The organism is Sphingomonas sp. PvP056 (genome assembly GCF_040549155.1).
Classification (GTDB): domain Bacteria; phylum Pseudomonadota; class Alphaproteobacteria; order Sphingomonadales; family Sphingomonadaceae; genus Sphingomonas.
Genome location: NZ_JBEPST010000007.1, coordinates 302,460 through 315,907, shown reverse-complemented (window position 1 = coordinate 315,907; position 13,448 = coordinate 302,460). Strand labels below are relative to the sequence as shown.

10 protein-coding genes are annotated in these 13,448 nt (G+C 64.2%); 8 read left to right on the top strand and 2 right to left on the bottom strand.

Annotated features, from left to right (window positions below; all coding sequences use genetic code 11):
- The 5 genes from ABIC17_RS17115 to ABIC17_RS17095 all read left to right on the top strand — a co-directional run.
- Positions 1-1,698: flotillin family protein (locus ABIC17_RS17115; RefSeq protein ID WP_354283850.1), on the top strand; the 1,698-nt coding region annotated here is incomplete at its 5' end.
- A 347-nt stretch (positions 1,699-2,045) separates the two neighbouring features.
- The gene (locus ABIC17_RS17110) at positions 2,046-3,530 is read left to right on the top strand and encodes a DUF4153 domain-containing protein (protein ID WP_354283848.1); all 1,485 of its coding nucleotides are present in this window, start codon (positions 2,046-2,048) and stop codon (positions 3,528-3,530) included.
- Positions 3,531-3,562: 32 nt separating this feature from the next.
- The gene (locus ABIC17_RS17105; RefSeq protein WP_354283846.1) at positions 3,563-4,264 is read left to right on the top strand and encodes a response regulator; all 702 of its coding nucleotides are present in this window, start codon (positions 3,563-3,565) and stop codon (positions 4,262-4,264) included.
- Positions 4,249-5,841 carry a sensor histidine kinase gene (locus ABIC17_RS17100; RefSeq protein WP_354283844.1) on the top strand — a complete coding sequence of 531 codons (1,593 nt, stop codon included), beginning with the start codon at positions 4,249-4,251 and terminating at the stop codon, positions 5,839-5,841. The genes ABIC17_RS17105 and ABIC17_RS17100 overlap by 16 nt, the downstream gene beginning before the upstream one ends.
- A gap of 31 nt (positions 5,842-5,872) precedes the next feature.
- Positions 5,873-6,244 carry a ribosomal maturation YjgA family protein gene (locus tag ABIC17_RS17095; protein ID WP_354283842.1) on the top strand — a complete coding sequence of 124 codons (372 nt, stop codon included), beginning with the start codon at positions 5,873-5,875 and terminating at the stop codon, positions 6,242-6,244.
- A 267-nt stretch (positions 6,245-6,511) separates the two neighbouring features.
- Here ABIC17_RS17095 and ABIC17_RS17090 read toward each other — a convergent pair whose 3' ends face one another.
- Entirely contained in the window at positions 6,512-7,609 is a 1,098-nt protein-coding gene (locus tag ABIC17_RS17090; RefSeq protein WP_354283840.1) for an ATP-binding protein, read from the bottom strand.
- A 151-nt stretch (positions 7,610-7,760) separates the two neighbouring features.
- Positions 7,761-8,309: a TetR/AcrR family transcriptional regulator gene (locus ABIC17_RS17085; protein ID WP_354283838.1), complete on the bottom strand. Its 549-nt coding sequence runs from the start codon at positions 8,307-8,309 to the stop codon at positions 7,761-7,763.
- Between the two features lie 86 nt (positions 8,310-8,395).
- On the opposite strand from ABIC17_RS17085, the gene ABIC17_RS17080 reads away from it, so the two are divergent.
- The 3 genes from ABIC17_RS17080 (at position 8,396) to ABIC17_RS17070 (ending at position 13,291) form a co-directional block, all read left to right on the top strand.
- Positions 8,396-9,070 carry a DUF1349 domain-containing protein gene (locus ABIC17_RS17080; RefSeq protein WP_354283837.1) on the top strand — a complete coding sequence of 225 codons (675 nt, stop codon included), beginning with the start codon at positions 8,396-8,398 and terminating at the stop codon, positions 9,068-9,070.
- A 5-nt stretch (positions 9,071-9,075) separates the two neighbouring features.
- Positions 9,076-9,621, top strand: coding sequence for a sugar O-acetyltransferase (locus tag ABIC17_RS17075; RefSeq protein ID WP_354283835.1), 546 nt, complete (start codon positions 9,076-9,078; stop codon positions 9,619-9,621).
- A 472-nt stretch (positions 9,622-10,093) separates the two neighbouring features.
- Positions 10,094-13,291: a family 43 glycosylhydrolase gene (locus tag ABIC17_RS17070; protein WP_354283833.1), complete on the top strand. Its 3,198-nt coding sequence runs from the start codon at positions 10,094-10,096 to the stop codon at positions 13,289-13,291.
- The last annotated feature ends 157 nt before the right edge of the window (positions 13,292-13,448 follow it).

Genomic DNA, 13,448 nt, shown 5'->3' with positions numbered 1-13,448 from the left:
ATCGTGCTGTTCGCGCTCGTCGTGATCGGCGTCATCCTGACCCGGCTCTACCGCCGCGCGACCAAGGACGTCGCGTTGATCCGCACCGGATTCGGGGGCGAGAAAGTCGTCCTCAACGGCGGCATCATGGTCATCCCGGTACTGCACGAACTGATGCAGGTCCGCCTGACGACGGTGAAGCTGGAAGTGTCACGGCTCAACAAAGACGCGCTGATCACGCTCGACAAGCTCCGCGTCGACGTCGTCGGGCTGTTCCACATCAAGGTGAAGCCCGATGCGGAATCGATCGCCGCCGCCGCGCAGACCTTGGGTGACTCGGTCAACAGCCCCGATGCGGTGAAGTCGCTGCTAGACGGGAAGCTCGTCTCGGCGCTGCGGTCGGTCGCCGCGACGATGACGATGGAGCACCTCCATGCCAACCGCGCCGACTTCATTCAGAAGGTGCAGGAGGCGTTGATGACCGATCTGGACATGAACGGCTTCCAGCTCGAGTCCGTCAGCATCACGCATTTCGACCAGACCGCGTTCGAGCATTTCAACGAGAACAACGCGTTCGACGCCGAGGGGCTGACCGTGCTCACGCGGACGATCGAAGAGCGCAAGAAGATCCGCAACGACATCGTCGCGACCAACCGCGTCGAGATCGAGCAGCGTAACCTCGACGCCAACAACCAGTCGCTCGAGATCGCGCAGGCCGCGGAACAGGCACGACTGACGCAGGAGCAGACCTTGTCGGCCCGCCGCGCGGAACAGGCGACTGCAATCGCCACCGCCGAAGCCGAGCAGACGAGGCTTGCCGAGATTGCCCGCATCACCGCCAGCCAGGCGCAGACCGTCGCGCAGACCGAGGCCGACAAGGTGATCCAGACCGCGACGATCGCCCGCGACGGCGCGATCCAGACCGCGACGATCGAACGCGACCGCACCATCGAGATCGCGCGCATCACGACCGCTGTGCAGACCGCGCAGAAGTCCGAGGAGGAATCGACCGCCACCGCGGCTGCAAACGAGGCGCGCGCACTCGCCGTCCGCGCCGAGGAAAGCGTCGCGACCGCCAAGGCGACCGAAATCGCCAATCGTAACAAGAACGTCGCCGTCATAGCCGCCACGCAGCGCGCGCAGGAGGAAGCCGTCGGCATCACCGTCGCCGCGACCGCCGAGAAGGAGGCCGCCGAAGCGCGCGCCAGCGCCTTGCGCACCGAAGCGACAGCCGAAGCCGATGCCGAGAAGGCCCGCGCAGAAGGGCGCGAAGCGGCGTTCAAGGTCGATGCGGCAGGTCAGGCGTCGCTGAACGAAGCGACCAATCTTTTAAGCGACGCGCAGACCGCGTTGCTCATCCGCCGCGCAATGCTGGAGGCTCTTCCTGCCATAATCGCTGCGGCGAGCAAGCCAATGGAGAACATCGACAAGATCAGCATCGTCGATGCACGAGGGATCCACGGTGACGGGGGTAGCGATGCCGCGTCCGGCGGTGGCCAAGGCAACCTCGCCGATGCGGCGGTTGCGGCGGCGATGCGGTACCGTGTCGGTGGCCCGTTGATCGACGGCCTGATGGCAGAACTGGGTATGACCGGCAGCTCGTTGAACGGCATGTTGGCCGGAAGCGGTGGAGACACAATGGCTGCAAGACCTGCCTCCACCGATGCCCACAAGCCTGCCGCTACCCTGAATGGCGGCTCCGGCCACGCGCCAGATTAGAGGTGAGACCGTAACGGATAGCGGGTGCCCGACCGAGTCCGCTCGTACATTGGTTGGCTTGAGGACATTCCCTGGCGGCTGCCCGCCAGGGCTCCAACGCATGTTTGTCCAGGAGCCGCCGTACGCAGCTCGGACAGCGGCCAGCCGCAGGACGTCAGTGCGGTCCTCAGGGTTGCTTTTGTGCTACCCGAAAAGTGCCGTGTACGATGCTTGGCGGAGCAATCCGCGCATTTTAAGGACCGGCTGCATCGATCCTGCACGGGTTCTTCATCAAAGCTCCCGCCGTGCGGGATCATCGATCCATAAGCCTCCCGTAGATTGTCTGCTCCCAACGCAAGGAGCAGATCGTGCGATTGAGTTTTCTGATCAAGGTCCCAATCGTTGCCGCCCTGATCGTTCTGGTCGACCGGTTGTTCCCATCCAGCTTCGCGGGAGCACGGATCGGGTGCCTCGCCCTTGCATGGCTGATCGCCGTCGCCGTAGCGCGGCGGGACGTTCGCAAAAGCCCGCTCGCCCGGATCGGGCTTGGCGCGGCTGCGCTTTTTGCGGTGGCGCTGTTCGACGATCCCGGACCGCTCGCCTGGGTCCTGTTCTGGTGTTCTCTATCTGCCGCTGCCTTGTTGCCGAAAGTCGTCCGTTTCGACGATGCGTGGCATTGGGCCGCGCGGCTCGCGCTGCATGCAGCAACAGGCGTGACGAAGCCTTTATCTGACGTGTCCCGTATTGCCAGGCGTCGGCGTGATACAAATCCGCGCGCCATCGCGGCAACTCTGGCGCTACCGTTGATCGGCGGCGCGCTGTTTCTGATCCTGTTCTCGGCCGCCAACCCGCTGATCGCACGAGCGTTCGCGGCCATTCGGCTGCCGTCGCTCTGGCAGATCCTCGTTTGGGCGTTCGTCGCCTTTTGCGCCTGGCCAAGCTTGCGACCGCATGCGGCCGTCATCCGGCTGGCGGCACGCCTGCCCGATCCGGAACCGGCTCTTCCCGGCACGTCGCTGCCCTCGGTGCTGATCGCGCTGGCTTTGTTCAACCTGATCTTTGCGGTGCAGAACGGACTCGATATCGCCTTCCTGTGGAGCGGCGGCGCATTGCCTGCCGGTATGACGCAGACGGAATATGTCCATCGCGGTGCTTATCCGCTGATCGTAACGGCGTTGATCGCGGGCGCGATGGCGCTCGCGATGCTGCGTCCGGGAAGCGCCAGCGAACGCAACATTTGGGCGCGGCGGCTCGTGACCCTGTGGGTCGCACAGAACCTTGTGCTCGTCGCATCAAGTGCGCTCCGAACGATCGACTATATCGAGACGTCGATGCTGACGACGTGGCGCATTGCGGCGCTGGTGTGGATGGCGCTGGTCGCGCTCGGGCTGGTGCTGATCTGCTGGCGCATCCTGCGCGGCCGAAGCGCGCGGTGGTTGATCAACTGGAATGCGTTCGCCGCGACCCTTGTGCTCACGATCTGCTGCTTCATCGATCTGGCGGCGACGGCGGCAAGCTGGAACGTGCGCGCGACCACCCCCGAACACGTCGACCTCTGTTATCTCAGCCAACTCGGCGACAGCGCGCTGCTGCCGTTGATCGCGCTGGAACAGCGGCAGATGGATGCGTCCACGCGAGACCGCGTGCGCTATATCCGGGATCAGACCTTCACCGATCTGGCAGCGCGGCAGGATAGCTGGGCGGACTGGACGCCGCGCGGCGCGCGTCGGCTGATGCGCGCGCAGACCACGCTCGGTCCCAATCCGGCGCGCCCGTTGCCGGTCGCGCAATCGGCGTGGCGCAATTGCGATGGGACGATCGGACAATCGCCCGTGACGCAAGTCCAGCCTTGACTGAGCGAGCAACCACCATGATCCAATGCCCGATGCCCCGCACGATCCTGATTGCCGATGATGACCCGCATATCCGGCAGCTGCTCGTCTTCGCGCTCGCCAAGGCCGGGTTGGGTACTGTCGAGGTTGAGGACGGCGAAGCAGCGCTGGCGGCAGCGCAGACGCACCTGCCCGACCTGATCGTGCTCGACATCAACATGCCGCGGATGGACGGCATCGAGGTCTGCCGACGTCTACGCGCGCAAAGCGACGTGCCGATCCTGTTCCTGTCGAGCCGCGACGACGAGATCGACCGGGTGCTGGGTATCGAGCTTGGTGCGGACGATTATGTAACAAAGCCGTTTTCCCCGCGCGAGGTGGTGGCACGGGTGATGGCCATCCTGCGTCGGGTGGCGAGCTGTCCACCCCCTGTTGCCCAACCGGCGGGATCGCTCCGGCACGGCTGCCTGACCCTCGATGCCGAAGGTTGGCAGGCAAGCTGGTCGGGTCAGCCGGTGTCGCTGACCGTCACCGAGTTCGGCATCCTGCGCACGCTTGCGACTATGCCGGCCAAGGTGTTCAGCCGCGACGCGATCATCGACCGGCTGCACGGCCCGGGCTTCGCTATCACCGACCGAACGATCGACAGCCATATCCGCAACCTGCGCGGCAAGTTCGGGCAGCTTGGGGCAAATGACGTGATCGAGACGCGCGCCGGCATTGGCTACCGGCTCGGTGCTTGCGGCGCGGGATGATCGAGCCGTTCAAGCGCATCGTCCGGCGCCACTGGCCGCGTCTACGGTTACGGACGATCTTGCTGCTGACGTTCGTGTTCGTGGCGGCGCTGCCGGGCTTTGGCGCCCTGTTTCTACGCGTCTACGAGAACAGTCTCGTTCGTCAGACCGAGGCCGAGCTGATCGCGCAAAGTGCCGCGCTGGCCGCCATTGCCGCTGCCGACTGGCAAAGCGCCGAACCGCGAGCGTCGATCGAAGCCCCACCAAGCGAAGCGTCCACAGTCGATCTACGGATGAGCTCTATCCTGCCGGAACGCCCTGCTCCACATGCGGTGAGCGAACCGGAAGACAAGGCAACGATTGCATGGGCCAAGCGCCTCGCGCCGATCCTGCGAACGACCGCACTCACGACGCTTGCATCTATCCAGATACTAGACCCGCGGGGCCGCATCTTGGTCGGCCCTGAGGCCGGATACGTTTATGCTGACATGCCGGAGCTTCGGTCCGCACGCGAAGGGCGACCTGCCACCACGCTACGCCACAATGATGGCTATCGACCGCGGTACGCGCTCGAATGGTTGAGCAGGGCGTCAGACCTGCGTATCCATCATGCTCGCCCCGTCATGGTCGGCGGGCACGTGATCGGAATATTGCTACTGTCACGTTCGCCGCGTGCGCTCTTCGTCGGCATGTATGCCGATCGCGGTAAGATCCTGCTCGGTGTGGCGTTGATCTTCGGGACATTGGTGGTCCTGAGCGGGCTGCTGTCGCGCGGCATTGTCCAACCGGTCGAGGCGCTTGGCGAAGCGACGCGCGCGGTTGCCAGCGGGCGGGGTTCGGTGCCGACGCCACCGACGACCGCTGCCATCGAAATCCAGGCGCTGTACCGCGACTTCGGCATCATGGCCGAGGCGATCGAGCGCCGCTCGCGCTACCTCCGCGACTTCGCCCACGCGGTCAGCCACGAGTTCAAGACGCCGCTGGCGGGAATCGGCGGCGCGGTGGAGCTATTACAGGATCATGCCGACATGGCACCGGTCGATCGCCAGCGCTTCCTTGCCAATATCGGCGCGGATGCAGCACGGCTTAATTTGCTGGTCAGTCGCCTGCTCGATCTCGCCCGCGCAGACATGGCCGAGATCGTCGAGGGCGTTGCCGCAGACGTTACCGACGTCATGCATTGCACAGCGGATGCCTATAACGGTGCCGGCTTCCATGTCAGCATGACCTCGTCTCCAAGTCTGCCTAGCGTCGCCGTGCCGCGCGCTGTCCTTGAAACTGCGTTGACCGGGCTGATCGAAAACAGCCGTCAGGCGGGGGCATCGAATGTCTCGATGACGGCGGATATCGTTGGCCGTCGCGTGGCGCTTACCCTGCGAGACGACGGCTCCGGCATTCCGATCGGTGACCGCGAGCGCATCTTCGAGCCTTTTTTCACCAGTCATCGCTCGTCCGGCGGCACCGGGCTTGGCCTGCCAATCATTCGGTCGTTGCTTCTGGCGCATCATGGCACGATCGCGCTTGAAGAGAGGAAGGAATACGGGACGGCGTTCACGATGATGCTGCCGCAGTATATTCCCTCGGCAGGTCAGGTCTGAACCCTTGCACCCCCGGCCAATCCTGCTGTCGTTGCTCCTGATCGCAGGAACGATCACTGCCGGTCTCACACTTCGGCTAGCGCATCTGGGCATGCCGTTTTTCGTGACGAAATACGGCGGTTCGACGCTTTGGACGCTCATGATCTACTTGATCGTATCGTCCCTGCGCCCCTACTGGACACCGTACAGAAGCGCAGCATCATCTGGGCTCATCGCGGTGACCGCTGAGCTATTCAAACTCTATCATTTTCCCGAACTAGATATGTTTCGCCAATCCCTTCCTAGCACCCTCCTATTGGGGCGTGTGTTCTCGGTTACGAATTTCATCGCCTATGCGTTTGGGATTATGCTGGGCGTAATCGGCGATCGTAAATTCCGATTGGCGAGTTTCTCACGCCTGTAGACGGCTTCGCCAAGCCGTCTGGCGGCGCGGACGTCTTGTCGTTCGCGTTCCGAGCCTGCGATTGCCTGCTACAGGGATGTCCGGTGTTCACTAAGTAAATGCGTTCGCGCGGTGCGCAGCGATCAACTGACAGTTCCCAATGCCGGCCGAAAAAGCAGATGAACGATCGTCTGAAGTTGGGAAGCGGCAATGCGATCCGGAATGATCACAAGTGGGTCTGACCGGAAGCATGGGCAGGTACTCCCGCCCCGTAGCTGACGTTCTTAGTTAAGCTCCCTCCAGCGGCTCAAGCCTCCATTTGGCAGCAAGCATCGCCAACAAAAGATCGACGTAGTTCCAGCCCTCGGCGCGGGCGGCGATCGCTGAGAGGCAATCCTGATCTTCGCGTCCCGGGCGGCCTGGCCCCGTCATGTTGGGTTTCATGTTGAGGTCGAACAATTTGAACAGACCATGACGATCGGCGCGGCAATCGATCCGGATCGCCGTGCGGGCGTCGACCAGCGCGGCCGCCGAGACGCAGCTGTCGATCATCGCTACGATGGCAGGATCGTGTAGTCGCTCGGGAGCGATTGCGATGCTGTTGGCGGTGACCGGAACGTCGCCGTTATATGGTGCTACTCCGCCGCGCTGATCGAAGCGGTATACGGGCGGCAAGGCCCAGTGCGTCGGTGCCCGCGAACCGTCCGGGCGCGGGGAGGCGGGCGGCATGAGGGTGACGGTCATCTCGTCACCGCCGAGAAACTCCTCCACCATCAGCATGTCGCCGAAGGTGGCGGCTGCGATCAACGCAGTCGCGGCATCGCGCAGGGCACCGAGGCTCTCTACTAGGGTCACGCCCTGGCTGCCACGGCCGCGCACCGGCTTGACGATCATCGGAACGGACATGCCGCGGGACGCGCACGCGTTCTCGACATCGGCCAGTGCGCAGACGTTCTCCTTCGCCGTGCCGGAAAGCAGAAACGATTGCGCTACCGGCAGACCCGCCTCGGCAAGGAGATGGTTGGTCTGGAACTTGTCGTCGAACGCCTGCATTGCCGCGGGAAGCTGCCCGACGATGTCGAAGTCGACCATTGCCGCCTCAAGCGGATGTCCTTTAAACAAGACCGTGTTCGCCCACAGTACCGATGCGCCGGCTGCGCCCGCGCTACGGATGCCCTCGGCGGTGTCCGGGAAGACCCAGTCGAGTGCCTTGGCGGGGTCTGGCGAGGAGGTGGGGTTGACCACATTCACCCCGGCCGTCCGCAAGGCAAAAGCAATGTCGGCGCCGCCATCTGAATATCCGCCCGGTTTTGCGTCCTTTCGCAGTCCGTCGATCAACGGTGGTGGAAGCGCTTGGTAGAGAAGGGCGACCGGCGCGGTTTTCATGAATAATCTCCTACGCACCGCGCATTAGCCCGCAGCGGCGCGCGCATGAAAGGGGCATCGATTGCGGTCATGCGGCAGTGATACCTCATGCATCGGCTTGACCCTGACGGTGGCGCCATTTGCGCTGGGGTACCCTGATGGATCGGACCGGCTAACACCCGGCAATCCGCTCGACGATGGTCTTGATCGCATCTCGCTCTACGGGTGCGCGATCGATCGAATTGTGGATGCCGATACCCTCGATCAGCGCGTCGAGCGCGCGCGCCGTAAGCGGGTCGAAGAAGCGGCCCAGGGCACCTCGACTGCTGTCCATCCAATGTTGCATGACCGCGCTGACCGGTGGGTGCCGGGCCGCGAAGGCGTATAGTTCGTAGCTCAACAACAACGTGCGCGGTTCCGCCCAAACCTGGTTCGCGATGATGTCGATGACTGCCGTACACGCCTCTGCGCGGTCCGTTGCGGCCTCCAGGCGCGAGCGGAAGGCAGTGGAGGAGTCCGCCGCCAGTTGCAGGAAGGCCGCCTTGAGCAAGTCCTCCAAGGTCGCGAAATAATAGGTCACGGAGCCGAGCGGCACCTGCGCCGCCTCTGCGATGCGGCGATGGGTCGTTGCCGCGGTTCCGTGATCAGCGATGACCGCCAAAGTCGCGTCGATAATGCGCTGCCGCCGTGCCGGATCGTTGCGCCGGGACTGTTGGGTCATCGCCTCTTTACCTCGCTCTCGGCATGTGTACATACGTACACAACGCCGAGAGTGATTGGAAGGCAGCGGCTATGACGGAGGATCGGGTGAGCAGGCGGGCGGTGATCGGTGGTGCTGCGGCGCTGACGATCGCGGGCAGTGCCGGCGTCGCAACTGCGCAGGGCTCGGCAACTTCGGCGCTTGGGCGCCGTGACGGTCGCTGGCTGAACGCGCCCAAGGCCTGGAAAGTCACACCCGGCGGGGACCTGACGCTCGTCACCGACAAGGGCAGCGATTTCTGGCGCGAGACGCATTACGGCTTCACCCGGGACAGCGGTCATTTCCTCGGCTTCACCGCGCCCGCCGCGTTTACCGCCCAACTGCGCATTCGCGGCCAGTATCAGAAACTCTACGATCAGGCCGGTATCATGGTACGGGTCGACGAGCGACGCTGGGTCAAGGCGGGGATCGAATTGTCCGACGGGCGCGCCATGCTGAGCAGCGTGCTGACCGACGGAAAGTCCGACTGGGCAACCGGCCCGTACGAGCATGACGCGCAGGATTTCTGGATGCGCGCGACCGTCGCCAAGGGCGTCCTGCGGTTGCAGGTTTCAGCGGACGGCAAGACTTGGCCGCTGGTCAGACTGGCACCCTTTCCGATCGCCCCTGCGTATCAGGTTGGACCGATGGCCTGCACGCCCGAACGTGCCGGGCTGGATGTGCACTTTTCAGACCTGAGCATCACCGCCCCGTTGGGCAAGGGCCTCCACGACCTGAGTTGATCGCGATGACGCAGAAGGAGCGGATGCTGGCGGGCGAACTTTACACCGCCGACGATCCGGAACTCGTCGCGGACGCGGCGCGCGCCGCTGCGTGGCTCGACCGCTATAACCGCGCATCGACCGCTACCGCGGCGGAGCGTCGTGCGCTTTTGGCAGAAATGCTTGGTCACGCGGGGCGCGGTGCGACGATCCGACCGCCGTTCCACTGCGACTATGGCTATAACATTCATCTGGGCGAGGGCGCGTTTCTCAATTTCGGATGCACGGTGCTCGACGTAGTGCCCGTGCGGATCGGTGCGGGCACGCAGATCGGTCCGGGCGTGCAGATCCTCACCGCCGATCATCCACGCGATCCGGCTGAGCGTGCCCGAATGCTGGAGTTCGGGCGGTCGGTCACTATCGGTCGAAACGTCTGGATAGGCGGTGCGGCGCTGATCCTGCCCGGCATCACAATCGGTGACGACGCGATCATCGGCGCAGGCAGTGTTGTAATACGCGATGTTCCCGACTGCGTGACCGTGGCGGGCAACCCCGCCCGCCTACTGGGATAGGGGCCGATTACTTATACACGCCGAGTTTCACACCGACATGAGTGAATGTCCGAAGTTCGGAAAGTCAAAAGCGCCCGCGAACGTCCGCAACTGGGTCGTCAGCCCTTGGTTACCTGGCAGGTCTCCCAAAGGGACGACATTCCCCGGTCCTCCAGCACTCTGCACTCAAACTTTTCACTCATTTCAACAGGCCTTTTTGTCGCCCGAATAGGCTGATGAAGCGTCGTTCCTCCCTCTCCCAGTCGTGGAGCAGAAGAAGGCGTTGCAACGCGCCAGCTCGCAGCAAAAACAATCGTTCCCCGAATGCCCTTGCGGTCAGTCAAATGTCGGACATATCCTATTTCGCGAGGGGACCGGCGAGCTTGCTGGCCCGGTCGTGATTGAGTGAACCCGGATGAATCAAGTGCTGCGCTGTCTGCGCGTTCTATTGCTCATGATTGCCGGTGCCGCTCCCATCGGTTCGGCGCCCGCCATGCCGCCGCCGCCGTCGGCCTACGTCTTTGTCTACTTCACCGGCAATACGATCGACGGCGAAAAGCTGCGGTTCGCGATCTCAGATGGTAACAATGCGTTGCAATGGAAGACGCTGAACGATGCCCAGCCCATCCTCGAATCGACCAAGGGCACGCGTGGCTTGCGCGATCCGTTCATCATGCGCTCGGCAGATGGCGACCGTTTCTTTCTACTCGCCACCGATCTTTCGACCGGTCGCACCGGCTGGGGCGGGGCGACCAACCACGGTAGCCATTATTTGGAAATTTGGGAATCGACCGACCTGATCCACTGGGGCAGGCAGCGCCATGTTCGCGTGAACCTGCCCGCCGCGGGCATGACCTGGGCACCTGAAGCCACCTACGATCCCACCATTGGCGCGTACGTCGTCTATTGGACGTCCACGCTCTACAAGGATGCCGCGCACAATCGCGAGGACGGTAACGGACCGCAGATCCTGGCCGCGATCACCCGGGACTTCAACACCTTCACCGCCCCGAAGCCGTGGTTCAAGGCCGCCGACGTTCCCGGAGCGGTGAAAGCCAAGGGCATGATCGACGCGACCGTCATGAAGGTTGGTGATCGATATTACCGTTTCACCAAAGTCAGCGACGCCAGCGGCTGCCAATCGAGCGATATCCTGGCGCAGGTCTCCCCCTCGCTGCGCGCATCCGGCGGGCCGGGCGCGTGGAAGATCGTCGACCGCTGCGTGGGCCGGCGCTCCGGCACACCCGAGGTGGAGGGGCCGAGCGCGTTCGTCGCCAATCCGGGCGACACCAGCGGGTTCAAATACTTCCTGTGGGTCGATGACTATGGCGGCGTCGGCTACATCCCGCTGGCGACGAACGACCTCAACGGCAAGATCGCCTGGACCTACCCGCGCGCCTTCAGCCTGCCGGCGTCGCCGCGCCACGGCACGGTCATGGCGATCACCGCGTCGGAGCGTGACGCGCTCGTCGCGCACTGGAACCGCCCCGCGCCCGCCGCCGCGCCCGCTGCTTACGTCGCCGGTAGCTGGGTGGTTCCTCCCGTGCTGGCATCCGGTACGCGCTTGCCCGTCCCGGACGGGCACCTAGTCACATGGCGCGTCGACGGTCGCGCGCTGCCCGACGGCATTCTCGTCAACCGCGGCGCGATGGCGCGCATCGTCAACCTCGACGGAACCCTGAAGCGTCTGGACGGAACGACGCTCGCCAAGCGCTTCACCGTCCGCCTGCTCGGCACCGCGTCGGGCCGCCTCATATCCTACGCGCGCGCACCGACGACCACGCGCGACGCGAACCAGCCGACCGTGGCGCGCAGCGTCCACCTCGCGCTCACCGGCGGTGATGGCCGCGCCGTCCCACTGAACGACGATTACGGCGTCCTGTTCGCACGCGGCGACTATGTCGGGGTGGATCGCGTCGCGCTACGCGGGGTTGCCGACCCGTCCTTGTTCTACTTCGCCGACGGCGCGCTTGGCGTCATCGCGACGCGTGTCGACATGGCCGGCACGCCGGATCACGATCCCACCGCGACGATCATCTTCCGCAGCGGTTTGAATCACCCGGGCGACTTCGTCGAACTGGGCTCTCTGGACCTGCACACCACCAATGGCGTCACGAAGCCGCACGCGCGCTACGATTCCGCAGCCCGCCGCTACGTCCTGTCGTGGACCGATCGCTCCGGGCAGTCACGTTGGACGACGGCCGTCGATCTGACGCACACCGAGTGGCGCGACATGCCCTTCGAGCCCGGCGGCCGTCGGCAGCAGATCGTCTCGGCCGGCAACGTCGGCGACGTCCGCAACGGCCGGATCGTCACCACCGACGACGATACGCTCCCGATCGACGCCACCCTGGCGACTGTGCTCACCCAACGCTTTGGCCGCACCGTCAACACCACCGCCGCGGTGGCGCCGAAGGTGATCGCCGCTCGCCAGGCCGCCCAGCTACGCGATGCACGTGTGACGCTCGGGTATTCGGATGGCTCCACTGCCAACCGCGCCGTCGACTGGGACGCCGCCGACCTCGCGCGCCTTACCCATCCAGGTCGCTTTGTCGTCCACGGCACAGTCCGCCAGCGGACCTATCCGGCGATCTTCGCCTATAATCGCGCCGATCCCGACATCTATCGCTGGGAGCGCAACGGCCGCGTCCGCTACCTCTTCGTCGCAACCGACGACACGAACAACGACAATGTCGGCTCCGCGCACCTGCCTATCCGCGTCGCCGGGACGATCGCCGACCTCGCCGACGACAATGGCGGCCGCGCGCGGGAGGTCGACCTGCTCAATCGTCGTGCCCGCCGCGACCGCACCGTCGAGGGCCGCGTCATTGCCGGTTGCTATTGGGCACCCGAGCTGCACGAGATCGGCGGCAAGCTCTCAATCCTTTTCGCGCCCTGCTTCAATCCAAAGGACTCCACGTCGAACGAGGGCGGCGCGTGGTTCACGGTCGAATCGCACATCATGCAACTGCGCGACGGCGGCGACCCCGCCAATCCTGCGGACTGGTCGAGGCCCGCGGCGATTCACAAGGCCGACGGCGCACGGCTCGGCCGCGCCGAGATGCCGAGCAACATCAGTCTCGACATGTCCTATCTCGAAGTCGCTGGTCAGAGCTATTACACATGGTCGCAACGCTATCTGCCAACCGCTGGAGCGTTGGGCGACCCGCTGACATGGATCGCCAAGGTCGATCCTTCGCATCCGACGCGCCTTGCCAGCGAGCCAACCCCAGTCATCGCGCCCGAGACCTCGGTCGAAGAGAACCTTGCCGAAGGCGCGTTCGCGCTCCAGCACGACGGACGGCTGACGCTCGTCTATTCAAGCTCGGGGGTCAGTCCGACCTATGTCGTCAACGGCATCTCCGCGCCGGTGGATGCCGACCTGACCAGGACCGGTTCGTGGCGCAAGTGGCCGACACCGCTCCAGAAAAGCGTGCCGATGCCCGCAGGGGTCACAGATTACCGCCGCTACGAACAGGGACCGGGCCATGGCGCCCTCACTACTGACGAGGACGGCAACGACCTTTATGTCTACCATAGCTGGGGCAACGGTGTCGGCGGCGACGGCCGAGATGCGCGCGTTCGTCGCACGCATTGGACTGCGGACGGGCGCCCCCTGCTCGACATGACCACCAACGAAGAAGTTGCCCCCGTCAACCGCCGCGTCACGATGGACGTCACAATCCGCTGAGGCACGATAGCAATTGCACCGTTTTGCTAATCCCGAAGGCTAACTTCCTCGCAGCGCAGGGAGCCGCCTGTCCGTTACCTCCCATTCATGACATTCTTGACGGACGAGCGGATGCGAGAAGTTGCCAACTCTAAGCTGAACGAATGTCTCCGGCTGG